The 24,348-nt window shown below is 67.6% G+C and carries 25 protein-coding genes; 7 read left to right on the top strand and 18 right to left on the bottom strand.

Features of this window, described 5'->3' with window-relative positions:
• Position 1 precedes the first annotated feature (1 nt).
• On the top strand, positions 2 to 1,327 hold the full coding sequence (locus PSV00_RS06835; RefSeq protein ID WP_300445763.1) for an MFS transporter: 1,326 nt from the start codon (positions 2 to 4) through the stop codon (positions 1,325 to 1,327).
• 40 nt (positions 1,328 to 1,367) lie between these two features.
• Positions 1,368 to 1,805 carry an SRPBCC domain-containing protein gene (locus tag PSV00_RS06830; RefSeq protein ID WP_300445762.1) on the top strand — a complete coding sequence of 146 codons (438 nt, stop codon included), beginning with the start codon at positions 1,368 to 1,370 and terminating at the stop codon, positions 1,803 to 1,805.
• 21 nt (positions 1,806 to 1,826) lie between these two features.
• Here PSV00_RS06830 and PSV00_RS06825 read toward each other — a convergent pair whose 3' ends face one another.
• The 10 genes from PSV00_RS06825 to PSV00_RS06780 form a co-directional block, all read right to left on the bottom strand.
• Positions 1,827 to 2,798: a type II secretion system F family protein gene (locus PSV00_RS06825; protein ID WP_300445761.1), complete on the bottom strand. Its 972-nt coding sequence runs from the start codon at positions 2,796 to 2,798 to the stop codon at positions 1,827 to 1,829.
• Between the two features lie 16 nt (positions 2,799 to 2,814).
• Positions 2,815 to 3,789 carry a type II secretion system F family protein gene (locus tag PSV00_RS06820; RefSeq protein ID WP_300445760.1) on the bottom strand — a complete coding sequence of 325 codons (975 nt, stop codon included), beginning with the start codon at positions 3,787 to 3,789 and terminating at the stop codon, positions 2,815 to 2,817.
• Positions 3,790 to 3,793: 4 nt separating this feature from the next.
• The gene (locus PSV00_RS06815) at positions 3,794 to 5,323 is read right to left on the bottom strand and encodes a CpaF family protein (protein WP_300445941.1); all 1,530 of its coding nucleotides are present in this window, start codon (positions 5,321 to 5,323) and stop codon (positions 3,794 to 3,796) included.
• Between the two features lie 104 nt (positions 5,324 to 5,427).
• Positions 5,428 to 6,939, bottom strand: a complete 1,512-nt coding sequence (locus tag PSV00_RS06810; protein WP_300445759.1) for a CpaE family protein — start codon at positions 6,937 to 6,939, stop codon at positions 5,428 to 5,430.
• 7 nt (positions 6,940 to 6,946) lie between these two features.
• On the bottom strand, positions 6,947 to 7,639 hold the full coding sequence (locus PSV00_RS06805) for a CpaD family pilus assembly protein (protein ID WP_300445758.1): 693 nt from the start codon (positions 7,637 to 7,639) through the stop codon (positions 6,947 to 6,949).
• An 8-nt stretch (positions 7,640 to 7,647) separates the two neighbouring features.
• A complete protein-coding gene (locus tag PSV00_RS06800; RefSeq protein ID WP_300445757.1) occupies positions 7,648 to 9,072 on the bottom strand; it encodes a type II and III secretion system protein family protein in 1,425 nt (474 codons plus the stop codon).
• Positions 9,069 to 9,968: a Flp pilus assembly protein CpaB gene (gene cpaB, locus PSV00_RS06795; RefSeq protein WP_300445756.1), complete on the bottom strand. Its 900-nt coding sequence runs from the start codon at positions 9,966 to 9,968 to the stop codon at positions 9,069 to 9,071. The genes PSV00_RS06800 and cpaB overlap by 4 nt, the downstream gene beginning before the upstream one ends.
• 125 nt (positions 9,969 to 10,093) lie before the next feature.
• On the bottom strand, positions 10,094 to 10,609 hold the full coding sequence (locus tag PSV00_RS06790) for a prepilin peptidase (RefSeq protein WP_300445755.1): 516 nt from the start codon (positions 10,607 to 10,609) through the stop codon (positions 10,094 to 10,096).
• Positions 10,610 to 10,741: 132 nt separating this feature from the next.
• On the bottom strand, positions 10,742 to 10,921 hold the full coding sequence (locus PSV00_RS06785) for a Flp family type IVb pilin (protein WP_300445754.1): 180 nt from the start codon (positions 10,919 to 10,921) through the stop codon (positions 10,742 to 10,744).
• Between the two features lie 222 nt (positions 10,922 to 11,143).
• Positions 11,144 to 11,323: a Flp family type IVb pilin gene (locus PSV00_RS06780; protein WP_300445753.1), complete on the bottom strand. Its 180-nt coding sequence runs from the start codon at positions 11,321 to 11,323 to the stop codon at positions 11,144 to 11,146.
• Between the two features lie 255 nt (positions 11,324 to 11,578).
• Here PSV00_RS06780 and PSV00_RS06775 point away from each other — a divergent pair, with 255 nt between their 5' ends.
• Genes PSV00_RS06775 through PSV00_RS06765 form a run of 3 tightly spaced genes read left to right on the top strand, consistent with a single transcriptional unit; the run spans position 11,579 to position 13,103 of the window.
• On the top strand, positions 11,579 to 11,989 hold the full coding sequence (locus PSV00_RS06775; protein WP_300445752.1) for a pilus assembly protein N-terminal domain-containing protein: 411 nt from the start codon (positions 11,579 to 11,581) through the stop codon (positions 11,987 to 11,989).
• Between the two features lie 20 nt (positions 11,990 to 12,009).
• The gene (locus PSV00_RS06770; protein ID WP_300445751.1) at positions 12,010 to 12,561 is read left to right on the top strand and encodes a pilus assembly protein; all 552 of its coding nucleotides are present in this window, start codon (positions 12,010 to 12,012) and stop codon (positions 12,559 to 12,561) included.
• Positions 12,561 to 13,103 (top strand): pilus assembly protein, encoded by a 543-nt coding sequence (locus tag PSV00_RS06765; RefSeq protein ID WP_300445750.1) that lies wholly within the window; start codon positions 12,561 to 12,563, stop codon positions 13,101 to 13,103. Before PSV00_RS06770 ends, PSV00_RS06765 begins: the two co-directional genes overlap by 1 nt.
• Here PSV00_RS06765 and PSV00_RS06760 read toward each other — a convergent pair.
• The 4 genes from PSV00_RS06760 to PSV00_RS06745 are packed head-to-tail and all read right to left on the bottom strand — an operon-like array spanning position 13,091 to position 16,167.
• Positions 13,091 to 14,407, bottom strand: coding sequence for an anthranilate synthase component I family protein (locus PSV00_RS06760; RefSeq protein WP_300445749.1), 1,317 nt, complete (start codon positions 14,405 to 14,407; stop codon positions 13,091 to 13,093). The genes PSV00_RS06765 and PSV00_RS06760 overlap by 13 nt on opposite strands.
• Positions 14,404 to 15,183: a tyrosine-protein phosphatase gene (locus tag PSV00_RS06755; protein ID WP_300445748.1), complete on the bottom strand. Its 780-nt coding sequence runs from the start codon at positions 15,181 to 15,183 to the stop codon at positions 14,404 to 14,406. Before PSV00_RS06755 ends, PSV00_RS06760 begins: the two co-directional genes overlap by 4 nt.
• A 52-nt stretch (positions 15,184 to 15,235) precedes the next feature.
• The gene (locus PSV00_RS06750; RefSeq protein ID WP_300445747.1) at positions 15,236 to 15,538 is read right to left on the bottom strand and encodes a transcriptional regulator; all 303 of its coding nucleotides are present in this window, start codon (positions 15,536 to 15,538) and stop codon (positions 15,236 to 15,238) included.
• Positions 15,539 to 15,540: 2 nt separating this feature from the next.
• Positions 15,541 to 16,167, bottom strand: a complete 627-nt coding sequence (locus tag PSV00_RS06745) for a hypothetical protein (protein WP_300445746.1) — start codon at positions 16,165 to 16,167, stop codon at positions 15,541 to 15,543.
• Between the two features lie 100 nt (positions 16,168 to 16,267).
• Between PSV00_RS06745 and PSV00_RS06740 the strand changes: the two genes are divergently transcribed.
• Entirely contained in the window at positions 16,268 to 17,026 is a 759-nt protein-coding gene (locus PSV00_RS06740; protein WP_300445745.1) for a methyltransferase domain-containing protein, read from the top strand.
• Between the two features lie 3 nt (positions 17,027 to 17,029).
• On the opposite strand, the gene PSV00_RS06735 is transcribed toward PSV00_RS06740, so the two are convergent.
• The gene (locus PSV00_RS06735) at positions 17,030 to 18,475 is read right to left on the bottom strand and encodes an AMP nucleosidase (RefSeq protein WP_300445744.1); all 1,446 of its coding nucleotides are present in this window, start codon (positions 18,473 to 18,475) and stop codon (positions 17,030 to 17,032) included.
• Between the two features lie 55 nt (positions 18,476 to 18,530).
• Positions 18,531 to 19,388, bottom strand: a complete 858-nt coding sequence (locus PSV00_RS06730) for an alpha/beta hydrolase (protein WP_300445743.1) — start codon at positions 19,386 to 19,388, stop codon at positions 18,531 to 18,533.
• Between the two features lie 200 nt (positions 19,389 to 19,588).
• Here PSV00_RS06730 and PSV00_RS06725 point away from each other — a divergent pair, with 200 nt between their 5' ends.
• Positions 19,589 to 19,921 (top strand): hypothetical protein, encoded by a 333-nt coding sequence (locus PSV00_RS06725; protein ID WP_300445742.1) that lies wholly within the window; start codon positions 19,589 to 19,591, stop codon positions 19,919 to 19,921.
• 82 nt (positions 19,922 to 20,003) lie between these two features.
• Here PSV00_RS06725 and PSV00_RS06720 read toward each other — a convergent pair whose 3' ends face one another.
• Together PSV00_RS06720 and PSV00_RS06715 are read right to left on the bottom strand one after the other, a co-directional pair.
• Positions 20,004 to 22,121, bottom strand: a complete 2,118-nt coding sequence (locus PSV00_RS06720; protein WP_300445741.1) for a S9 family peptidase — start codon at positions 22,119 to 22,121, stop codon at positions 20,004 to 20,006.
• Positions 22,122 to 22,192: 71 nt separating this feature from the next.
• Positions 22,193 to 24,331: a S9 family peptidase gene (locus PSV00_RS06715; protein WP_300445740.1), complete on the bottom strand. Its 2,139-nt coding sequence runs from the start codon at positions 24,329 to 24,331 to the stop codon at positions 22,193 to 22,195.
• Positions 24,332 to 24,348 lie beyond the last annotated feature (17 nt).

The following is a 24,348-nucleotide window of genomic DNA, read 5'->3' as shown; positions in this document are numbered from 1 at the left end:
CATGCCGACCTCGCCCGCGAGCATGGGGCCGCGTTCCCCCGCCTTTCTGATCCTGTTCGCCGTCAGCCTGATCGCGGCGGCCGGCAATATGGGCCTGCAGTCGGTGCTGCCCGCCATCGGCCGCGAGTTCGGCCTGGCCGATACCCTGGTCGCCGCCGCCTTCGCCATCTCGGCCCTGATGTGGACCCTGGCCTCGCCCTTCTGGGCCCGGCTGTCGGACAGTCTGGGCCGCAAGCGGGTAATCATGATCGGCCTCGGCGGTTTCGTCGTCTCCATGGCCGGCTTCGGCCTGGCCGCGACCTCGGGGCTCGAGGGCTGGCTCGGCGTCGGTGTCGCCTTCGTGCTGATGGCCCTGGCCCGGACCATCTATGGCGTGTTCGGCTCGGCCGCCCCGATCGCCTCCCAGGCCTATGTCGCCGACCGCACCGGTCCGGCCGACCGGACCCAGGCCATGTCGCTGCTGGCCTCGGCCCAGGGCCTGGGCACGGTGGCCGGGCCGGTGCTGGCTCCCTTCTTCGTCCTGCCCCTGATCGGCCTGGCGGGCCCCATGTATGCGTTCGCCGCCCTCGGGGCCGTGGTGCTGGTCCTGGTCTGGCGACGCCTGCCCAGTGGCGAGGTCGTGCGTATCCCCTCACCCAGCGGCAAGCCCGACCATGCGGTCGGACGCGGCCTGTGGAAGGACCGCCGGGTCCGCGACTTCCTGATCTACGGCGTCCTCATCACCGGCACCCAGGCGGTCAACATCTCGGTCCTGGGCTTCCATGTTATCGACGAGATGGGACGGACCGGGGCGAGCGTCAGCGCGGCCCAGCCCTTCATCGGCCTGGCCATGTTCGCCGGGGCCCTGGGCACACTGATGGTCCAGTGGGGCCTGATCCCGCTGCTGAAACTGCAGCCGCGCGCCCTGATGCGCTGGGGGGCGGCCATCGCCCTGCTGGGAAACCTGATGAGCGTCGTCGCGCCCGGCTATTTCGGTGCGGTGGTCGGCTATGCGGTGATCTCGATGGGGATCGGTTTCGCCCGTCCCGGCTTTACCGCCGGCTCATCTCTCGCCGTCAGCGATCACGAACAGGGATCGGTCGCCGGCCTGATGATGTCGGTCGCCGGCCTCAGCTTCCTCGGCCCACCGGTGATCGGCGTGGCCCTGTACCAGCTGTCGACCCCCGCCCCCTTCCTGGCCAACGGCCTGTTGCTGGCGATCGCCTTCATCGTCTGTTTCACCAGTCCGCAGCTGCGCAGTCTGGCCCTGGCCCCGACCGGACGCGACGACGGGCCCTCGCCCGAGACTCCGCCCGCCTCCCAGCCCGGTCCCGAAGGTAACCGCTGAGCATCTTCCTTCCGCAACGGAGCCGTGCGAAACCCCGCCCATGGAGACTGCCAAGATCGAGAAGCGCGTCGGGGTCCAGGCCAGCAGTGAGCGGCTGTGGGACCTCCTGGCCGACCTGAGCGGCTGGGACCGCTGGAATCCGGTCGAGACCGGGCTGCAGGGGGCCATCGCCTTCGGCGGCCAGATCAGCCTGACCGAATCCATCCCCGGCCTCCCCGACCGGCCGACCACGGTTCGGATCGGTGACTGGCAGCCCTATGCCCAGCTGATCTGGGCCGAAAAACGCGGCTGGGCCTTCAATGTGATCCGCTATTTCGAGATCGAGGAGCTGGCCCCCGGAAACTGCATCGTTTCCAACGGCTTCATCTTCTCCGGCCTGCGCGGCGAACTGTTTCACGACAAGCACCGCAAGACCCTGCGCGCCGCCTGCGAGGCCGTGGCCGAAGGCCTGCGGACAGCCGCCCTCGCGGACGACTGAGCGTCACGCCGGACCGGCGGACTAGCCGCCCTTGGCCATCGTGTCCTGGATGTTGATGATCGCCGGGGTCAGGATGACGATGAACAGCACCGGCAGGAAGAACAGGATCATCGGCACGGTCAGCTTGGCCGGCAGGGCCGCAGCCTTCTTCTCGGCCGCCGACAGGCGCAGGTCGCGGTTTTCCTTGGCCATGGTCCGCAGGGCCGTGCCCAGCGGCGTGCCATAGGTCTCGGCCTGGGTCATGGCCGTGGCCACCGAACGGACCCCCGGATGGTTGGTGCGTTTGGCCAGACCCTCATAGGCCATGCGCCGGTCGGGCAGATAGCTCAGCTCGGCCGACAGCAGGGTCAGCTCCTCGGCCAGATCGATCGACGAGCCGCCGATCTCCTGGCTGACCTTCTGGATCGCCGCCTCGATCGACATCCCGGCCTCGACGCAGATCAGCAGCAGGTCCAGCGCATCCGGGAAGGCCTGCATGATCGAGGTGCGACGCTGCGAGATTCGGTTCGAGATGAACATGTTCGGCGCATAGAAGCCGGCCAGGGCCGAGGCCATGACCGCCGTCACCCGCGTCATCGTCGGCAGGCCGAAATCATTGAAGACGAACAGATAGAAGGCCGTGAACGCCATGAAGGCGAAGGGCATGGAGAAGCGGAAGAAATAGAAGGTCGTCAGGGGCCGCGGACCGCGGTAGCCGGCCTGGGCCATCTGTTCGGCGACCTTGGGGTCCTCGATCAATTTGCTCAGGTTCAGCCGGTCGACGACGCGTTTCTTGAACCCCTCGTCGGTGTGGCGCAGCCCGCCCGGCCCGGCCGCCATGGCCTGTCGCGAGCGCCGCTTCAGCTCGTCGCGACGCAGGGCGACGGCCTTCATCCGGCTCTCCAGCTTTACCCCGCCGCCCATCGACCCCATCAGGCTGATCAGGGTGGCGAACACGGCGACCGCGACGCCGAGACTCAGCAGGTTCCGCGGGTCGGTGAAAAACGCGATCATGTCGACGACCTGCCCATCAGAATTTGAACGCGATCATCTTCTTCATCACGAAGATGCCGAAGCCCATCATCGAGGCGGCCACGAACAGCATGAACTGGCCGCGAGGGTCGGTGAACAGGACCATCATGTAGGCGGGGGTGGTCATGGTCACCAGGATCATCACCGCCGGTGGCAGCGAACCGATGATGCCGGCCGAGGCCGTGGCCTCCGACGACAGGGCCTTGATCTTCTCGCCCATCATCCGGCGCGCCCGCAGCACGGTCGACAGATTGGTCAGGGCCTCGGCCAGGTTACCGCCGGTCTTCTGCTGGATGGCAATGACGATGGAGAAGAATTTCAGCTCCGGCGTCGGCATCCGCTCATACATCTTGTCCAGGGCCTGGGGCAGGGTCAGGCCGACGGCCATGCCCTCGACCAGATGCTGGAACTCGGGACCCAGCGGGGCCGGGCTCTCGCGGCCGATGATCTTGAAACAGTCGTGGACCGGCAGGCCGGACTTGATGCCGCGAACGATGACGTCGACGGCATTGGCGAACTCGGACGAGAATTTCTTCATCCGGCGCTTGCCGAGGAACCCGACCACCCAGCGCGGCAGGCCCAGGCCGAGAACGATCCCGGCCCCGAGGGCCAGAAGCAGGTTCGAGGTGAACAGCAGGACCAGCAACAGGGCGCTGAGCCCCAGGCCGCCGCTGACGATCCAGAAGGTACGAATATTCATCGCCAGACCGGCGTGTTTCAGCTTGGCCGCCATGGTCATGCGGGCCTTGCGCTCCTTGCGCTCGACCTCCTGCAACTGACTCATGATCTGTTTGCGGCGGGCCTCGGGCGTACTGACCGCCGAAGCCGCCTTCCGGGACATGGCCGTCTTGGGCGCACCGAACCCCTGGGCCCGTTTCACGGCCTCGCCGGTGGAGTCGTCACCGCCGACGAAGACCCAGCCGAGTCCGCCGATGGTGATGAAGGCCAGGACGGCGGCGAGAATCGGCAACATCGCCCTACTCCGCCGCGTCCAGAGCTTCGGCCAGTTCGCGTTCCAGACCGTAGTAGCGCGCCCGGTCCCAGAAGCGCGGACGGGCGATACCGGTCGAGCGGTGACGGCCGACGATCTTGCCGTTCTCGTCCTCGCCGGTGATCTCGTAGACGAACAGGTCCTGGGTCACGATCACATCACCCTCAAGGCCGACAACCTCGGTGATGTGGGTGATGCGGCGGCTGCCGTCGCGCAGGCGGGCGGCCTGGATGATGACGTCGACCGAGCCGACGATCATCTCGCGGATGGTCTTCGACGGCAGGCCGTAGCCACCCATGGTGATCATCGATTCCATCCGGCTGATGGCCTCGCGCGGACTGTTGGCGTGCAGCGTGCCCATCGAGCCGTCGTGGCCGGTGTTCATGGCCTGCAGCAGGTCGAAGGCCTCGGGACCACGCACCTCACCGACGATGATCCGCTCGGGACGCATCCGCAGGCAGTTCTTGACCAGGTCGCGCATGGTGATCATGCCCTGGCCCTCGAGATTGGGCGGCCGCGTCTCCAGACGCACCACATGCGGCTGCTGCAGCTGCAGTTCGGCCGCGTCCTCGCAGGTGATGACCCGCTCGGTCGGATCGATGAAGGCGGTCAGGGTGTTGAGCAGCGTCGTCTTGCCGGAACCGGTACCGCCCGAGATCACCAGATTACAGCGCGAGGCCCCGATGACGCCGAGCACGCGCGCCCCCTCGGGACTGATGGAGTTGAACTCCACCAGATTGCGCATCGTCAGCTTGTCTTTCTTGAATTTCCGGATCGTCAGGGTCGCGCCATCGATGGCCAGCGGCGGGGCGATGACGTTGACGCGACTGCCGTCGGGCAGGCGGGCGTCGCAGATCGGCGAGCTTTCGTCGACGCGGCGGCCGACCTGGCTGACGATCCGCTGGCAGATATTCATCAGCTGGGTGTTGTCGCGGAAGCGGACATTGGTCAGCTGGACCTTGCCGTTGACCTCGATGAAGACCCGGCCGGCCCCGTTCACCATAATGTCCGCGATGTCGTCGCGGGCCAGCAGCGGCTCCAGAGGCCCGTAGCCGAGGACGTCGTTGACGATATCCTGAACCAGGTGCTCCTGCTCGGCCACCGACATGGAGACGTTCTTGATCGCCACCAGTTCGGCGACGATGTCGCGGATCTCTTCCGATGCGGCCTTGGTGTCGAGCTGCGCCAGCTGGGCCAGGTCGATCGTGTTCATCAGGGCGTTGAAGATCGTCGTCTTCGTCGCGTGATAATAGTCGGACTGCTCGCGGACGACCTCGACCGCCTGGGCCTTCTTCAGCTGTTCAAAGCCCGGCGTGGCCTTGGGGCCGGGGCCGTTGGCCCTGGGCGCGGGCTGGGCCGCGGCCTTGGGGCGGGCGGCCAGGGCATCGAGGCGATCCGCCGCCGGCGAGGCCGGCTTGGCGGCATAGGAGGCGGCCGTGTTCCCGGCGGGTGACCCCGCGGGCGGCTGTGCGGGGGCCGGTTCGTCACCGCCGAAGCCGAAGGCTGCGGTCTGGATGCCGGCCGACGGCTGCGCCGCCGCAGCCGGCTTCGGGGCCGGCGGCGGTGCGGGGGCGATCCCGCCCGGCTGAGCTGTGCGTTTACCGAACACCCGTGATCCCGTCAGCGTTTCTTGAACATCTTGCCGAAGAGCGAACCGGAGCCTGCGGCTCCGGCCTTGCCCTTGGGTCCGGCGACGAGCGGAAGCTCACGCCGTGAAACGATCTGGGCCAGGGTCTGGAAGGCCTCGCCGGCCTTGGACTTGCCGCCCGCGTCCAGGATCATCTGGCCATTGTTGGCCGCGGCCCCGAACACCTTCGGTTCGAACGGAATGATCAGGCTGGGGTGGACGCCGAGGGCGGCCCCGAAATCCTTGGCCGGAATCTCCGGGCGTCCGGGGACACCGACCTGGTTCAGCACCAGTCGCGGCGGCGCGTCATTGGGCCGACCGCTGCGGATCAGGTCGATCATGTTCTTGGCATTGCGCAGCGAGGCCAGATCCGGCGTCGCCACCACCACCACCTCATCGGCGGCGATCAGGCTGCGGCGCATCCAGCCCGACCACAGGTGGGGCAGGTCCAGAACCACGAAGGGGGCGGTCGAGCGAATCCGCGTCGTGACCTCCTCGAAGGCCTCGGGCGTGATGTCCCAGTCCGTGTCCAGGGTCGCCGGCGCGGCAAACAGGCTCAGCTTGTCGGTGCAGCGGACCATCATCCGGTCCAGCAGGACGGCATCCAGCCGGTCGGGCTGGCTCAGGGCATCAGCCACCCCGCTGAGCGGGTCCTGGTTGAAGTCCAGACCGGCGGTCCCGAACGGCAGGTCGAAATCGACGATGACTGTATTGGCCCCGATCCGCTCGCTCATCGCATAGGCGGTGTTGTGGGCCACGGTAGAGGCACCGGTACCGCCCCGGGCCCCGACAAAGGCGATCGAGCGACCGATGAAGGGCTGGGCCGGATCGGCGAACAGCCCGCCGATGGCCGAGATCAGCTGCAGGGGCTGGACCGGGGCCACCAGATATTCGCTGACCCCGCGCCGCATCAGTTCGCGGAACAGCAGGATGTCGTTGGTCGCCCCGATCACCACCACCTTGGTGCCGGCGTCGCAGACCTGGGCCAGCAGATCGACCTCGTGCAGCAGGCGGTCAGGATCGGTCAGACATTCGACGATAATCAGCGGCGGTGTGGGCTCGTGCTGATAGGCCTCGACCGCGGCGGCAACCCCGCCGATACGGATCTGGGTCGTGGCGCGTGACAGACGCCGGTCCTGACCGGCGCGTTCGGCGGCCGCCAGGGTGTCCTGACGTTCGGCGAAGACATGAATGGCGATGCGGGGCACCGACACCTCGCCGATACTGGGCGAGCTCCCCGGGCCGGACACGACCGGGGCCGAGAAGGCCGCGGAGGCCCCGGCCACCAGCGCGCCGACCGGGTTGAAACCGGCCTGGGCCGGCGTCGCCGCAGCCGTCTCGGCCGGGCTGGTGAACTGCAGAGGTTCGCGCGGATTGATGTCAGCGACGGACTCATCGGGAAAGGCCCCGACCGGGGCCCCGGCCGCGTCAGCGGCGAAGTCCATGTCGAGATCGAACTCGTCGTCCGAAACGTCGAAAGAGGTGGGAGCGAAGGCGCTACTCATCGGGCCGCTATTCCACCGCTCGAGAGATACGCCCGGACACCAGGGCGTCCTGGGGTGCCGAGGTCGCCTGGCCACTGCGATAGTTGTCGAAGATCACCGCGGCACGGCCCGAGTCGGACGGCGTCATGGCCCGCGGCGCGACGATGTCGCGCGGATCAGCGATCTGGGCCGCCATATTGGCGGTAATGGCGCAGCCGAGACCGATCGACGACTGGTTCGACATCCGTCCGGCCATGTCGCCGTGCTCGACGGAACAGTCGGGCACATGGGCCTTGAAGGTCTCGAACCCGGCCAGGACCGGCGCGCGCGGGTCGGGCGCGACATAGGCCGCGACCTCGATCCGGTTACCCGGGATGCCGGCCTGCTCCAGGGCGGTGCGCGCTCCCCAGGCGGCTTCGCCGGAGACCGGGTCGTCTCCCGATGGGGCCTCGATACGGATATGGTCGGCCCCGGCGGCGTTGAACCGCCCGGCCAGGGCGGTCAGGGCCGCGCGCTGCGTTCCCGACAGGCCGCCCTCATGAACCGCAAGGGCGATGCGGTCCAGACCAGGCTCGACCTGCAGGGAATAGCGCGAGATCGGGGTCAGCGGCAGGGTGCCGCCACCGGCGGCGACGCCGCCACACCCGGTCACGACCAGGCCGGCGGCGAGCACGGCGGCTAGGGTGGCCGCGACGGTCACGGGGGATCTGGCGATGGTCACGGGCGTCCTCATTCGATCACATAGCCCACGGGGCCCTGCCAGCCGGCCTGGGCCGTGGCGGGGGCGGCATCGGCCGCGCGGCCGTACTGCTGGTTCAGCTGGCCGAACAGGATGGTCTGGGCGTCACTGGCGGTCTGCAGGCCGTCAGCCGGGGTCTGGAGACGGCCCGGCGAGGTCGGCGAGACGATATAGGCCTCGACGATGATGACCAATTCGGTCTCACCCGACAGATAGTCGCGCGACCGGAACAGGGCCCCCAGGATGGGCAGATCGCCGGCACCGGGCAGCTGGTCGATGTTCTGGCGGGTGTCCTCGCGCAGCAGGCCGGCAATCATCAGCGATCCGCCCGAGGGCAGTTCCACCGTGCTGGAGGCACGGCGCACGTTCAGCGCGGGCACCACCAGGGCGTTGTTGGCCGTGCCGCCCAGGGTGAAGGCCCCCTGGGTCGTCAGTTCCGAAACCTCGGTCGACAGCTGCAGCGAGATCCGCCCCTGCGACAGGACGATCGGCCGGAAGGCCAGGCGCACGCCGAAAGGTTTGAACTCGATCAAGATATTGCCGCGATCATCGCGACCGACCGGCACCGGAAACTCGCCGCCGGCCAGGAATTCTGCATTCTCGCCATTGACCGAGGTCAGGTTGGGCTCGGCCAGGATCCGCACCAGACCGGCGCGTTCGAAGGCCCGCAGGGTTCCGACCAGGGAATTTCCGTTGCCGGCATTGTCCGTATAGGTGGCGACGCCGCCGCCCAGCTGACTGCCCGCGACACCGAAGGTAGCGGACTGGGCGAAGGTCAGGCCGTCGCCGATATTGTTCAGCACCGCGCTGACGTCGAGACCCAGCTGTTTGACCGCGGTGCGCTGCACCTCGACCACCCGGGCCTTGACCATGACCTGGTCGGAGCCGGCGATGGTCATCATGTTCAGCACCTTCTCGGGTGCCGAGACAAAGGCGCGGGCGATCTGGGTCACCCGGTCGGCCTCGCCGGGACTGGTGACCAGACCGGTCAGGATAATGCTGTCATTCACCGCCTCGGCGTGAACGTTCGACCCGGGCAGGACCCGGTCCAGCGTGTCCTGCAGGGCCGAGACCCCGGCGTCGACGCGGATACGCAGCGACAGGATGGTCCGGCCGGCGGCGTCGAGAATGACCGCATCGGTCTCGCCCGGCTGCAGGCCGATGATGGTAATCCGCCGCGGCGAATGCAGCATGGCCTCGGCGACCTGCGGATTGGGCACGATCACGTCACGGGCGTCGCTGGGCAGGTCGATGGCCATCGACGAGCCGCGCGGCAGGTTGATCAATTGCGGGGCTGTGCCCATCGCCACCGTCGACCGGGTCTGGGCCGCGGCGCTCACCGGGGCGAGCACGCCCAGGGCCAGGACGGCGGCACAGGCGGTAGTGGCGAAACGGGGCAGGGTCAGGCGTATCATTGGACCACCACCACTTCAGGAGTACCGCCGCGATAGACGCGGACAGCCTGGGATTGACGCGCCGCCGCGCCGACCCCGCCGGACGGCCCGGCCGTGTCGGCATAGGAGCGAAGCACCAGGGACAGCTCGCCTTCGGACTTGGCCAGGGCCAGGGACTCGGCGTCGCGCGGACCCAGTTCCAGGGTGGCTGTGGCACCAACAACGGCCTGTTCGTCGTCGCCGGCGCGGGTCGACTGGTCGATGGCGAGGACCTTGACGTTCTGCATCACGGTCGCGGAGGTGAATTTCGAGCGATCCCCTTCGCTGGTACCGGCATTCGACAGATTGGTCTCGCGGGTCAGCAGGACGTCGACCCGGTCGCCCGGCAGGATGAAGCCGCCGGCGGCGGTTTCAACCGTCACGCGGATCGCCATGGCCCGCATGCCGGGCTCCAGATAGGCGGCCATATAGCCGCTGTCGCCGGCCCGGACGATCTTGCGGCCCACGATCGGCTCTCCGGCCAGAATGGGTTCGCGCACGACCGAGCCGACATAATCGCCCTTGGCTCCGCCGGTGGCCAGGTCGCTTGCAGCGCGGGTGACGCTGGCGACAGCCCCTTCGGGCCTGGCCTCGGTAGCCTCGGTGCCCGGGACCGGCACCGTGCCGTCGGTAATAAACATCGGATTGACGTCAGCGGCGGGCCAGTCTTTCCAGGCCATGTCCGAATCAGCCAGCCGGCGGCCGGGCTCCAGATCACGGGCGGCGACCAGCACCTTGGCCATCGGCACAACCGCGACAACCGGCGCGGCCGTGGCCACGGCCGTCGGCGCGCCGGACCCCATCGCCCGCACCACGAGGGCGAGGCCGATGGCCGAAACGGCGGCGATACAGATGACGACGATACGGGCGGGCTTCATCGCAGGTCTCCGGCAGGCGCGCCCGGACGCGGATTCGGGTTCCGGCCCCTGCCATTAATGACCATGAAGCCCGCAGGTTAACGCGCCCCTAAGCCCGGCTTTCGCCCGCCTGGGCGGGCGGCAGGTCACAGACCGGCGGAAAAGCTCTCCAGCAGCGCACTGGACGGATAGGCCATCAGGGCCCCGATCGCGATCGCGACGCCGTAGGGGATGTCGCCCCGGGGCTCCATCAGATGGACGACCCAGCCGGGCGCGCCCAGCAGATAAGGGCGAGAATAGAAGCGGGCGAAGATCAGGACCAGACAGAACAGGCCGCCGACCAGGCCGGTCCACAGCAGGAACATGCCCGACCCGGTGATCCCGAGCCACAGACAGGACGCGGCGATCAGCTTGGCGTCACCACCGCCGATCCAGCGCAGGGCGAACATTCCGGCCCCGATGAACAGGGCAGCGATCGCCACCCCGACATGAGCCGCCACGGCCAGCGGGGCCAGGCCGACCGCCAGGGCTGCGGGAAAGAAGCCGACGACCAGAGCGCCCGAAATCCAGTTCGGGATGGTCATGCTGATCAGGTCCTTCAACCCGGCCGTGATGGCCAGGGCCGGAAGAATGCTGAGCAGGATCAGGGTCAGGGTGTCCATCCGGCCCTTGTGCATCAGCGCCGGTTAAAACGGGGTTTCAGCCCGGGATCGATCCACCGGTCACCGGACGCCAAAAGGGCCGGAGCGTTTCCGCTCCGGCCCTCCCGGTTTCAAGACGACAGTCGGGGCCCGTTAGGCGCCGGCGGTTCCGCCCATGCCGGTGACGACGGCGTTGAACTTGTCCTTGATCGTCGAGCCGAGTGCGGTCACGGCCGAAATGATCACGACGGCGATCAGGGCGGCGATCAGGCCATATTCGATGGCCGTGGCACCGGACTCATCATTCATGAAACGCGAAACAAAATTGGTCATCTGGATTTCCTCAATGTGAAAGTGAAGCGAGCAGTTGGCGGGGGAGCCGGTAGCCCGCCTGACCCCCAAAACGCAGGATCACCATCGCCCATGTAGGTTAAGGACGGGTCGCCAGGCGTAGTTACTGAACCTTTATTGTAATTCGACAACGCCCCGGATGCCAAAAGGGCCGGAGCGTTTCCGCTCCGGCCCTCCCGGTTTCAAGACGACGGTCGGGGCCTGTTAGGCGCCGGCGGTTCCGCCCATGCCGGTGACGACGGCATTGAATTTCGATTTGATGGTCGTGCCCAGGGCGGTCACAGCCGAGATGATGACAACGGCGATCAGGGCGGCGATCAGGCCATATTCAATGGCCGTGGCACCGGACTCATCATTCATGAAGCGCGAAACGAATTTGGTCATGGTCAGTATCCTTCTTTGAGCGAGCAGTCGATTTCCACCAGGAGGGTCATCGGTTTGCCCGCTTGACCCCTTCTTACATGCCGACAATGCCGGACGTTGATTAAAGTCCAGTAAAGTCAACGTCGATATTCAAAAAATTTCTGGTTACACTGCGTTTACTATACCGAGGGGCGTTTCAGACTTTGTTGAGGTTTGGCAGGCACCTTCGTCCGCGTCGCCTCGCGCGCGCCCTCGATAAAGTGGAACCCCGCCGCCATGTCCCGATCCGTCGCCATACGTCCCCTCGCCCGGCTGGCCGTTCTGGCCGTCGCCGTCCTCGGCCTGCCGGGGATCGCCCTGGCCCAGGCCCAGCCGATGAACGTCGGCATCGACCAGTCGACCCGCGTTCAGCTGAGCGGCCCCGCCGGATCGGTCATCGTCGGCAATTCGCAGATCGCCGATGTCACCGTGGTGGACGCCAACACCCTCTACATCACCGGCAAGGGCTACGGCGTGACCGAGGTCATCGCCGTCGACGCCATCGGCCGCACCGTGTTCCAGAGTCGGGTCGTCGTGACCGCCGGCAGCGGTGACGGTCAGGTCCGGATCTGGCGCGGCGGCCAGGCGACCGAGATGGCCTGTGCCGCGTCCTGCTCGCCGTCGGTGCATTCGACCCCGACCCCCTGAGCGACCGACCCGCCGCCGCCATGATCAATCCGACCGCCCCGTCCCGATCCGCCCGCCGCCGGCGCAGCGGATTCTGGCGCGCCCGGGACGGATCGACCGCAGTCGAATTCGCCATGGTGGCCCTGCCCTTCTTCTTCATGATCTTCGCCATTCTCGAACTGGGCCTGGTCTTCGTGATCGACTCCGTCCTCGAGAATGCGACCGCTGAAACCGCCCGGTTGATCCGCACCGGCCGGGCCGAGAGCTCGGCCATGACCGCTGCGCAATTCAAGACCTCCCTGTGCGACCGGATGAGCATCTTCCAGGCCGACTGCAACGCCCGGGCGACCGTCGACGTCCGGGTCATTCCCAATTTCACCACACCCAACCCGCCCGACCCCATGGCCTCGGGCACCTTCCAGACCGGCAGCCTCGGCTATGACGACGGGGCCGCCGGCACCACGATGCTGGTCCGGGTCTGGTACAAACAGCCCCTGGTCACGCCGTTCATGAACGAAGGCCTGTCGCGGCTGAGGGACGGCTCCGCCTATCTCACCGCGACCGCCGTCTTCCGCAACGAGCCGTTCAACTGATGGCGACGCCGCGCAAATCGCTGTTCACCCGCCTGCGTGGCGACCTTCGCGGTGTGTCGGCGGTCGAGTTCGCCCTGATCGCCCCGGTGATGATCGCCTTCTATTTCGGTCTGGCGGAGTTCTGCCAGGGCTATATGGCGCAGAAACGCATGGGCCACGTCTCGGCCGTGGTCGCCGACCTGGTGGCCCAGAGCGACTCGATCCGGTCCAGCCAGATGACCGACATGTTCAAGGTCGGCGACCTGGTGATGAAACCCTTTTCCAGCACGCCATTGAATCAGCGGGCCTCCAGCCTGACCCGCAATGCCTCCGGCGTGGTCAAGGTCGACTGGAGCCAGGGATCGGGCATGTCCCCCCGGGCCCCCGGCAGCACCGTGGTCATTCCCGACGGTCTGATCGCCAACGGCGAGAGCGTCATCATGACCGAGGCGACCTATGACTATGACTCGCCGGTCGACTATCTGATGCCGGCGATCACCCGTTTCAGCCAGACCTACTATCTGCGGCCGAGAACGGTCGACATGGTCGCCTACACGCCCTGATCCCCGATCAGGGCCTCGCGCAGGGCCCGGATCTTGGCCGTGGTCTCCTGCAGTTCGGCCTCGGGTTCGCTGTCAGCGACGATGCCCGCACCGGCCAGGGTTCGGTAGCGCCAGACCCCGTCCTTCCGCTCGAAACTCGCGGTCCGGATCAGGACCGACGCCGTCAGTCCCCCCTCGTCGTCGACCAGGAACAACGACCCGCACCAGGGGCCGCGCGGGGGTTCATGGGCGGCGATCACCTTCATCGCCTGGTGTTTGGGGGCCCCCGTGATCGAACCGGGAGGGAAGGTCGCCTCCAGCAGGTCGGCGGCGCTGACCTCCGGACGGACCACGCCGGTCACCGTGGACACCAGATGATGGACCGTCGGCAGGGTTTCGATCTCGAACAGCCGCTCCACCCGCACGGTGCCCGGGCGGGCCGCACGCGACAGGTCGTTGCGCATCAGGTCGACGATCATCAGGTTCTCGGCCCGGTCCTTGGCGCTGGCCTGCAGGTCGCGCGCCAGGGCGGCGTCACGCACGGCGTCGGCATCCCGCGAGCGGGTTCCCTTGATCGGTCGCGTCTCGACCCGCCCGTTCCGGGCCTCGAAGGCCAGGAACAGTTCCGGCGAGTTCGACACCAGTGCCCGCGACCCCAGCCGCCAGTAGGCCCCGTAGGCGGCGGCCCGCCCCCGGGCCAGGCGCAGCATCACATCGAACGGCTCGCCACCCGGGGCCAGCGTTCCGCGCCAGGCCCGGGCGATATTGGCCTGGAACAATTCCCCGGCCGCGATCCGGGCGACCACATCGGCCACCGCCGCGCGATAGGCCTGATCAGGGGCCTCGGGCGTGAAGGCCAGGGCCGGCGCGTCCGGCACGGGTGGCCGGGGCGTGGTCTGCAGCCATCCCGCGGCGACATCGGCGGCCGCACCGGCCGCGGCGGCATCGACACCCCGGCCAATGACCCGCACCCGGCGGGCCTGATGATCAAACCCCAGCATCGCCGGGTAGCGGGCCAGCATCAGGTCCGGCCAGACCTCCGAGCGCGCGCCGGTGGCCGGTCGCGCCCCGGCGTCATAGCTGACCAGGCCGACGGTGGCGGTCGCGAATTCGGGTCGGCGCAGGGCGGCGAACGGGTGCGCGGGCTCGACCGGGCCGATATGAATCCGGTCCGGATCGCAGGCCACCCATGACCAGCGACCCAGCGGGCCACCATCGGACAGCAGGGCCAGGGCCCCGTCACGATCCCTCAACCCCGCGGCCACGACCAGCGGATCACACCACGGCAGGTCCCGCGCATGAAGGACGCGGAGCGGCACGGTCATGCCGACAGACGCGTGCCGATCCGCTCACGCAGCGCCGCGTCGACGCCCAGGGCCTCGGCCAGATAGGCGTCGGCCGACCCGTAGCGGGCGTCGATCGCGGCCCAGGCGGCTTCCAGATAGGCGGGCTCCACCCCCATGAAGGCCACGACCGCGTCATGGGCGGCCGGGCGACCGGTCATGGTTTCCAACTGCCGGGCGATGGTCGGGGCCCGCGCCTCCAGGTCGACCGCGACATTGGTCAGCAGATAGTCCTCGACCATGTCGTCGTGGCCGACCCCCAGCAGATGGTGGGTCAGGGCGGCCAGCATGCCGGTCCGGTCCTTGCCGGCTGCGCAATGGATGAGAACCGGCCGGTCACTGTCGGCAAGGGCCCGGAAATAGCGGCTGAACAGGTCCAGATGGGCCGCGGCGAACGGCAGTTTGCGGTAGGTCTCGGTCATGAAGCGTCGGCCGGAGTCCGGCGTCAGGTCGGCGGTCTTCAGAAAGGTAATGTGCGGAGCCTCGCCCACGGCGTCCAGATCGCTTTCGATCACGGCACCGGTAAAACCCTCGGGTCGTCGCGACGGCTGGTGCGTCCGCTCCACCGGCCGGCGCAGATCGACGACGGTGCCGATGTCCAGCACTGCCAATCGCGCCAGGTCGTCCGGGCTCATCCGCGCATGATGGGCCGAGCGCAACAGTCGTCCCGGCCGGATCCGGGACCCGGCCGCCGTGGCGTAGTCCCCGTAGTCACGAAAATTGTCGAGGGCGTCGAAACGCAGGATACGGCTACTCATCCCCCTGCATAGACCGCCGGTGGCCCACTTGGAACCACCGGCCGATCTGCGATCAGGTCTGGTCGGCGACCAGTCCCGACATGGCATCCAGATAGGCGACGAAGGCCTTGCGTCCCGCCTCGGTCATGCTCGCCCGGGTCATCGGCTTGCGGCCCTGGAACGATTTGGTCACGGCCACGAACCCCGCGTCCTCCAACTTGCGCAGATGGACCGACAGATTGCCGTCCGTGGTCTGCAGCCGATCCTTCAACTCGTTGAAATTCGCGCTGTCCGCCCCGGCCAGATAGGCCATGATACCCAGACGCACCCGGCCGTGAATGACGTCGTCAATCTGGCCGATATCGAACGCGGCCATGATCAGATCACCTCGGCGGGTTCTTCACGCATCAGCGCCAGCCCGGGAACAAGGCCCGTCAGAACCATCAGGGCGGAGAAGACCAGATAGATAGCCGGGTTACCGATCAAGGCACCGCAGGCGATCGCTCCTGCATAGGATATCAAGCCCACGACCGTCATCCAGCGCTGTGATGAGAAGGCAGATGAAACCATCCAGGCGGTTCCATAGGTGGTCGCAACGATGCTTGGCATGGCCCACATCAGCTCCCAGTTTCTGCTGGTGAAACCGACGGCCATCAGACTCAGCCACATGACGAAGATGCCAAAGCCGAGGGCGGACCAGGCGGCCCCTACGGCCCTGTTTCCGGTCGAGCCAAAGCCGGGTTTGCGACTGGCCCGACGGATCAGGAAGAACAGGGCGATCGAGAAAGCAACCCCCGCGGTCAGCCAGACCCAGAGCATGACAATGGGGTCGACGACCACAAGGCCGCTGACGATCGCCCACTGGGCCAGATTGGCGACTCCGAAAATCAGGCCCGCAGCCACCATGATGGGGCCGTTCAACAGCGGTGCCTGCCGCCCCTCCTGGGCCATGGCGCGCATATAGGCGATATCGTCGTGGGCGGTGGAATGGCGGTTGTCTGTCATGATTTTCACCTCTTGTTCGCCCTGACAGTGACATTGGCACTTTGCATTGTAAAGCACTTTTCACAGGGCGGGCCGCCGGTGCCCGTCGTATCGTGCGGCCATGTCGTCATCCGTCAACTACCACTGCCTCGCCTATGCTGAGCTGGATGTCTGCAACCCGCTGGACATGGCGACGATCGACGCGGCCGTCTTGCGTACCGGCCTGAAACCCGGGGCCCGGGCCCTGGACATCGGCACCGGCAACGGGGCCGTCGCGGTCCGTCTGGCCGAGGCCTTCGGCCTGGCGGTGACCGCCGTCGAACTGGATCCGGCCATGGCCGACATCGCACGCGGCCGGATCGCCGCCTCTTCGGCCGCCGACCGCATCAGACTGTATCAGGCCCGCTCCGGCACCGTGCTGGCGGACCTCGAGCCGCAGGATCTGATCGTGGCGACCGGGACCACCGATCCCGCCGGGGACGGCCGGCTGGAGCCCGCCGCCATCTTCACCGCCCTGTCGAACCATCTGAAACCGGGCGGCTGGCTGTTGTGGGGCGACCTGATCTGGACCGGGGAGCCGCCGGAACCGGTGCGCCAGATCTTCGAACTGACCAACCGCTTCACCAGCGACGCCGGCACGCGCAGCGACGCCCGGGCTGCCGGATTCGAGGTCGTCCACGCCGAAATTTCACCGCAGGCGGCGATGGACCACTATCTCGGCACCGCAGACAGCGCCGCCCGCGCCTGGCTGGCCGACCATCCGGACGCGCCCGAGGCCGCCGCCGTGCGCACCTCGGCCGACCGGGTCAGGATGATGTTCGAATTCGGCGGCGACCATGTGGACTTCGGCCTCTATCTGCTGCGCCGCCCACCGGTCTGAGCCCTAGCGGAACGGGGGCTCGTCGAAGGCGCGCAGCTTGCGGGAATGCAGTTTGTCGCCCTCGGCCCGCAGCAGGTCCACCGCCTGGATGCCGATCTGCAGATGCTCCGAGATCGACCCCTCATAGAAACGGTTGGCCTGGCCCGGCAGCTTGATCTCACCGTGCAGCGGCTTGTCCGACACGCACAGCAGGGTCCCGTAGGGTACGCGAAAGCGATAGCCCTGGGCGGCGATGGTGGCGCTCTCCATGTCGATGGCGACGGCCCGGCTCTGGTTGAAGCGCAGCGCCGACTTCGAATAGCGCAGCTCCCAGTTCCGGTCGTCGGTGGTCACCACCGTCCCGGTGCGCAGCCGGCGTTTGACCTCTTCGCCCGGCGCGCCCGAGACCATCTTGGCCGCGTCATAGAGGGCGCGCTGCACCTCGGCGATCGACGGGATCGGAATGTCCGACGGCAGGACCGCGTCCAGCACATGGTCGTCGCGCAGATAGGCATGGGCCAGCACATAGTCGCCGATGGTCTGGCTCGGACGCAGGCCGCCACAGTGGCCGATCATCAGCCAGGCATGGGGGCGGGTCACGGCCAGGTGGTCGCAGATGGTCTTGGCGTTGGACGGGCCGACGCCGATATTGACCAGGGTGATGCCTTTCCAGCCCGGCGCGGTCAGGTGGTAGGCGGGCATCTGGTGCTTGCGCCAGGCCGTGTCCATCACCGCCAGTTCGGGGTCGGGATTGTCACGCGTGATCACCACACCGCCGGCGCAGGACAGGGTCTCGTACGGACTGTCCGGATCGGCCAGCTGGACACAGGCCCAGCGGACGAATTCGTCGACGTAGCGATGGTAGTTGGTGAACAGGATATAGGACTGCACGTCCTCGACCGGGGTGCCGGTATAGTGGCGCAGCCGGGCCAGCGAGAAGTCGGTGCGCAGGGCGTCGAACTGCGACAGCGGGAAATCCTCGGCCAGGTCGAACAGGCCATCCGAAATCTCGTCGCCGATATGGGCCAGGTCCGTGGTCGGGAACCAGCGGGCGATGGCTGCCGTCTGGCTGCGGTCCAGCACCACGTCCGAACCGTCCAGCACATAGGGGAAGGGAATTTCCTGGTCCGACGGTCCGACCTCGAAGGTCGCGCCATAGTCCTCTTCCAGCAGGGTCAGCTGTTCTTCCAGATAGGTGCGGAACAGGTCTGGCCGCGTCACCGTGGTCGAATAGACCCCGGGCCGAGACAGCCGGGCGTAGGCCCGGATCGGCTGGATTTCCAGTCGCTCGCCGAACCAGCTGACGCGCAGCTGCGGATAGGTGAACAGGCCGGAGGCCCGGGCCTCGGGCGTCGTGCGCTCGCCGGTGGCGATAAAGGTGCGAACCGCGTCCCGCAGGTTGGCGACCGATTGATTATAGTGGGATTCGAGGCGGTCCAGAGCCGCCTGGGCTGTCATTGCTTTTTTCATGACCTCCACTAGCGGAAGATCGTGACCTTGGCGAGACGGCGACGCTTGCCTCGCGTCAGCCCAGTTCGCGCCGGAAGAAGCCGCTGACGTCGTTAAGCACCGGAGCCTTCTTGCGGAACAGGGGCGAGAAGGTCGAGATCAGGTCGGCGTGGTTCAGCCCCGGATACAGATGCGCTTCCGAACGCCCGCCCAGGGCGCGCATCCGGTCATTGAGGATCACCGTGTCCTCGTCATGCACCACGGTGTCGGCGGTGCCGTGCCCCAGCCACAACGGCGGGGCGTCGGCCCGGGCAAAGGTGACCGGCTGGGTCAGGGTCGGGTCGGGGACGCGTCCGAAGGCATTGACCGAGGCCGCCACATCGAACGGCAGAAACTCATAGGGGCCCGCCAGACCCGCCGCGGCCCGGATCAGACCGGGCCGGTCCACTGCCGCCATATAGCGGCGGTCGAGGGCGATCATCATCGCCAGGTGGGCCCCGGCCGAATGGCCCAGCACCCCCAGACGGCCGGCGTCGCCGCCATAACCGCCAGACACCGCCGCGACCGCCGCCGTCGCCGCCGCCGCATCCTCGACAAAGGCCGGGAACCGCACCTCGGGCACCAGCCGGTAGTCCGGCACCGCCACGACAAAGCCGCGCGCCGCCAGGGCCTGGGCCGCCCAGGCGTAGACCGTGCGCGATCCCGAATCCCAACCCCCACCGTAGAAGAACACCAGGGTCGGCAGACCGTCGATGCCGATCGCCGTCGGCGCGTGGATGTCGAATCGCTGGCGCGGGTCGTCGCCGTAGGGAAGATCCTGCGCCACACGGCGCACCCCGGCATCGCGAGGCCCGAACCGGTTCAACATACCCAGCGGCGAACAGGCGGCCACAAGGGCTCCCACAGCCGGTCCAATCAGGCCTCTACGCGTCATCCCGTCCCTTCGCTCCCGCCAGTGCTCTGACAGATACGCACGAAACACCGTCCCGGCTCACGCCCCGGACGCGATTCCCGAACATAAACCGCCGGTTGTCAAATTTCATACTTTGAACTGTCGTATAATCTTTACATTGAGATTGGTGAGCGCATTATCGATCCGGATGCTGATCTAATTCTGTTCCAGGGAGAGACACGATGCGCATGAATTCACGGACCCTCGCCGGCCTCGGAGTGGTGCTGGGCCTGACCCTGTCGGCCGCCGCCCCGGCCCTCGCCGGCCAGCCAACGGCCCGGGCTGACGCGCGACAGACGCTGCAGGCGGAGCGCGTCGTCATGCTGTGCGGCACCGATCGGGCCACGCGGCAGGCCTATACACGTGAGTTCGGCGCACCGCCGGTCTTCGTCACCGCGCGCGAGGCCGAGGCCGCCCGCGCCGCCGGCGAGACCTGGGACGCGCCGCGCTGCATGACCGAGCGTGAGCACACCCGCCTGAACCAGACGCTTCAGGCCCGCGCCGCCCTCGACTGAACCAGCGGGCGAACCTGCAGAATGACAAACGGGGCGCGGTGTGAGCCGCGCCCCGTTCTGCTGTCCGGTCCCGGCGTCGGGATCAGTCGGCGGGTTTCAGATGCGCGGCCAGCCAGCCGAACACCTCATCATGCCATTGCAGGCTGTTCTGCGGCTTCAGCACCCAGTGGTTCTCATCGGGGAAGACAATCAGACGGCTCTCGATGCCGCGCCGTTGCAGGGCGGTGAAGGTCGACAAACCCTGGGCCGTGGGGATGCGGTAGTCGCGCTCGCCCTGGACCACCAGCATCGGCATCTGCCACCGGTCGACGTGGTTGGCCGGGTTGAACTCCTGGTAGCCGCGCGGGTTTTCCCACGGCGTGCCGCCGTATTCCCATTCGGTGAACCACAACTCCTCGGTCGCATAGCCCATGCCGAAGGTGTCGAAGACACCGTCATGGTTGACCGCGCATTTGAACGCGTCAGGCCAGTTACCGGCGATCCAGTTGATCATATAGCCGCCGTAGGAGGCCCCCAGGGCGCAGGCATTGTCGCCGTCGAGGAAGCTGTACTGCGACTGGGCCGCGGCCCAGCCCTTCTGCAGGTCTTCCAGCGGACGGTCGCCCCAGTGTTGGCTGATCGAGTCGGTGAAGGCCTGGCCGTAACCGGTCGAGCCGTGGAAATCGATCATCACCACCGCATAGCCGGCCCCGGCATAGGTCGAGGGGTTCCAGCGATAGGACCAGCTGTTGCCGAACGAGCCCTGGGGGCCGCCGTGGATCAGGAAGGCGACCGGATATTTCTGGCCTTCGACATAGCCGGCGGGCTTGATCACATAGCCGTGGACCGTCTCGCCGTTCCAGCCGTCAAAGGTGAACTGCTCGGCCTCGCCGAAGATCTGGTCGTCCAGCGACGGATTGACGTCGGTCAGGCGGCGCACCGCGTCGCGACTGCGATAGCCCTTGAAGTACAGGTCCGACGGCGCGTTCAGGGCGTCCCGGGCGAACACGATCCCGGTCGGCGTCAGGTCGAAGGCCGAGACATGGCCTTCGCCGGTGACCGGGGTCACCGCCCCGTTGCGGGTGTCGACGGCGAAGATCCGGGTCTGGCCCACGTCACCGGCCGTGGCGTACAGGGTCGAGCCGTCGGCCGACCATTGCAGGCTGTCGGCCGACCGGTCCCAGTTGGCCGCGATCTGACGGGTCTGGCCGGTGGCGACATCGCGCAGGAAGATGGCGAATTTGTCAGCCTCGAAACCCGGCCGGGCCATGGCGCGATAGGCCAGGGTGCGGCCGTCGGGCGAGAAGACCGGCCCGGTGTCCCAGGCGTGATTGGCCTCGGTCAGATTGACGAAGGCCCCGTCATCGCTGATCCCGTTGGTCTGGTAGAGGTCGAAATTGGTGCTCCACGGCTCCGACGATCCGGCCTCGCGCGCCGAGAAGATGATCGACTGGCCGTCGGGGGCGAAGGTGAATTCACTCTCGTCACCGAACGGCTTGGACGGGTTGTCACCGTCGAAACCGCGGGTCACCCAGACGGCATCGCCGGCGGCATGGCCGTCGGCCCCGATGTCCTGGACGAACAGATGGTTCTGGGTGCCGTCGTTCCAGGTGTCCCAGTGGCGCACGAACATCCGGTCATAGACCCGGCCCGTCGACTGACGCTCTTCCTCGGCCCTGGCCTCCTTGACGCTACAGGCCAGGTCGGCGCACTCGGGATGAACCGCCAGAGACACGACCACGCGGTCGGCGGCAGGGCTCAGGCGATAGGCATTCACCTCGACCGGCAGGTCGGTGACCTGCACCGGGTTGGCACCGTCGGCACCGGCGCGCCAGACCTGGCTGGAGCCCGATCGGCCGGACAGGAAATACAAATTGCCGTCCGCGCCCCAGCGCGCCGTATTGGCCCCGCCGTCCGAGATCGCCAGCCGCACCGGTGCGGCGTCTCCGGCGACGTCACGGATATACAGGCTGCCCGAGCGGCGGTTGGCGTCGACGTCGGTGGCCGTGACCGAATAGACGACGCGGCGACCGTCCGGCGACACTCGCGGATCCCCCAGCCGGTTCAGGCCGATCAGCTCCTTGTAGGTAAAGGCCGCATGGCCCTCGGGGGCGGCGGCGGTCGTCGCGGCCGTGGCGGCCGGGGCCTCGGCCAGGGCTGGAACGGCCGCGGCCAGCGCCAGAACGGCGCAGGCACAGGCGAGAAGTGAGCGATGACGCATGGACAGGTTCCTCATGGCTTAAACGCTTCAGCTGGGCGCTGGCCTAGCACCGCCCGACCGCCGGTGGAAGTTCAGGGCCGCGCCGGTACCTCTTCGGCCGCCGGAGCCTCCTCCCGGGTGTGGGCGGAGGTCCAGTCGAGGATTTCCTGCTGCCAGTCGATCCAGTTGCGCGGCTTCAGCACCCAGTGGTTCTCGTCGGTGGCCAGGACGAAACGGCTCTCGATGCCGCGCCGTTGCAGGGCGGAGAAGGTGCCCAGGCTCTGTTCGATCGGCACCCGGAAGTCGCGCGAGCCGTGCAACACCAGCATGGGTTTGGACCAGTCGTCGACCCAGGTATTGGGGCTGAATTCGCGATACAGGTCGGCCCGCTCCCACGAGGGGCCGCCGAACTCGGCGACAAAGGTGGCGATGTCCATCGCATTCATCAGCTGGCCGACATCGAACACACCGGCGTGGTTGACCAGACACTGCCACGGCCCGTTCCATTTGCCGGCGATCAGATTGACCATATAGCCGCCGTAGGAGGCCCCGACCGCACAGGCCCGGTCACCGTCGATGAAGCGGTTGCCGGCCAGGGCGGACTGCCAGCCCTTCTGCAGATCCTCCAGCGGGCGGTCACCCCAGTGATCATTGATAGCGTCGGTGAAGGCCTGACCGAACCCCGGCGAGCCGTGGAAATTGACCATCACCACCGCATAGCCGGCCCCGGTGTAGATCTGGGGGTTCCAGCGATAGCTCCAGCCGTCGGTCCAGGGCGATTTCGGCCCGCCATGGATCAGATAGACGGCCGGATAGCGTCGCCCCTCGACATAGCCGGCCGGTTTGAACACCCAGCCCTGCACCGGCTCGCCGTTCCAGCCGGCGAAGGTGAAGGGCTCGGCCGCGGGCAGGTCGACCCCGGCCAGCAGTTCGGCATTGTGCCGCGTCAGGGGCCGCCCGGCCGGACCCGAAGCGTCGACGATCTGGGCCGGCCCGCCGAACCCGTCCCGCGCGACGACCAGCCGCCCGCCGACCTCATCGAAACCCGAGACCGTGCCGTCACCGGTGACCGTCCGCACGGCTCCGGTCCGGGCATCGATCTCGAACAATTTCTGCTGGCCGTTCTCAGCGGCGACGACATACAGGGCGCGCCCGTCGGAGCGCCAGCGCAGGCCGCCGGGGCCACGGTCCCAGCCGGGAGCCAGCGCCCGCGCGCCCGATCCGTCGACATTGCCGACCATCACGACGGCCTGGTCACCGAAGACATTCTCGCGGCGGCCGGCCAGCCAGGCCAGCTGGTGACCGTCGGGCGAAAAGACCGGATTGCTGTCCGGTGCCGGATTGCCGTCCGTCAGATTGACCGGCGGTCCACCTTCGATCGAGGCGCTGTAGAGATCGGTGTCATTGGTGAAGGCCTCGGTCCGGCCCTGCATCTGGGTCGAGAAGACGATGCGGCGACCATCGGGCGAGATGGCGAATTCCCCCTCATCACCCTGCGGCCGCCCCGGCGTATCGCCATCGACTCCGGCCATCAGGTCGCGCGCCTCGCCGGCGGCCAGACCCGAGGCGTTCAGCGGCATGGCGAAAAGATGATTGCGACGGCCGTCGTTCCAGCTGTCCCAGGGCCTCAGCGGCAGCCGGTCAAAGGCGCGTACGGTTGAGACCGCGGCCGCTTCGGCCTTCAACCGGTCGTTACTGCAGGCCAGGTCGTCGCAGTCGGCAAACACCGCTATCGCCACCACCAGGGTTCGGCCATCGGGGGTCAGACGAAAGGCGGTCACATCGATCGGCAGGGTCGTGACCTGGGTCGCCGCCTGTCCGTCGCGGTCCGTCCGCCAGACCTGGCTGGAGCCGCCGCGCGACGACAGGAAATAGATGGCCTGGCCATCCGGGCTCCAGCGCGCGCTGGAGACGCCGCCCTCGGACGCCGGCAGGCGTCGGCTCGCGCCGTCGGCCTCGATCACCCAGGCCGACCCCGCGCCGCGGTTGGCGGCCCAGTCGGTCGTGCGCACGGAATAGAGAACCCGGCGCCCATCCGGCGACAGCCGGGGGTCGCCCACCCGGTCCATCATCGCCAGCTGGTCAAGACTCAGCCCCCCCGAAGCCGTCGGACTCAACACCGGTCCGGACTGCCCGGCGCTGGCCGGTGGTGTCTGGGCCGGAGCCATGGTCACACCCACAAGCCACGCGAGCGCCGCGGCACCCCCTGCAAGTCCGGCCCGGATCGTCATGCGCTTTCCCCTGTCGT

The sequence above is a fragment of the Brevundimonas sp. genome (genome assembly GCF_029945885.1).
GTDB lineage: Bacteria > Pseudomonadota > Alphaproteobacteria > Caulobacterales > Caulobacteraceae > Brevundimonas.
Note: the sequence above shows the minus strand (reverse complement) of the source record. Positions and strands in the feature narration are given on the sequence as shown.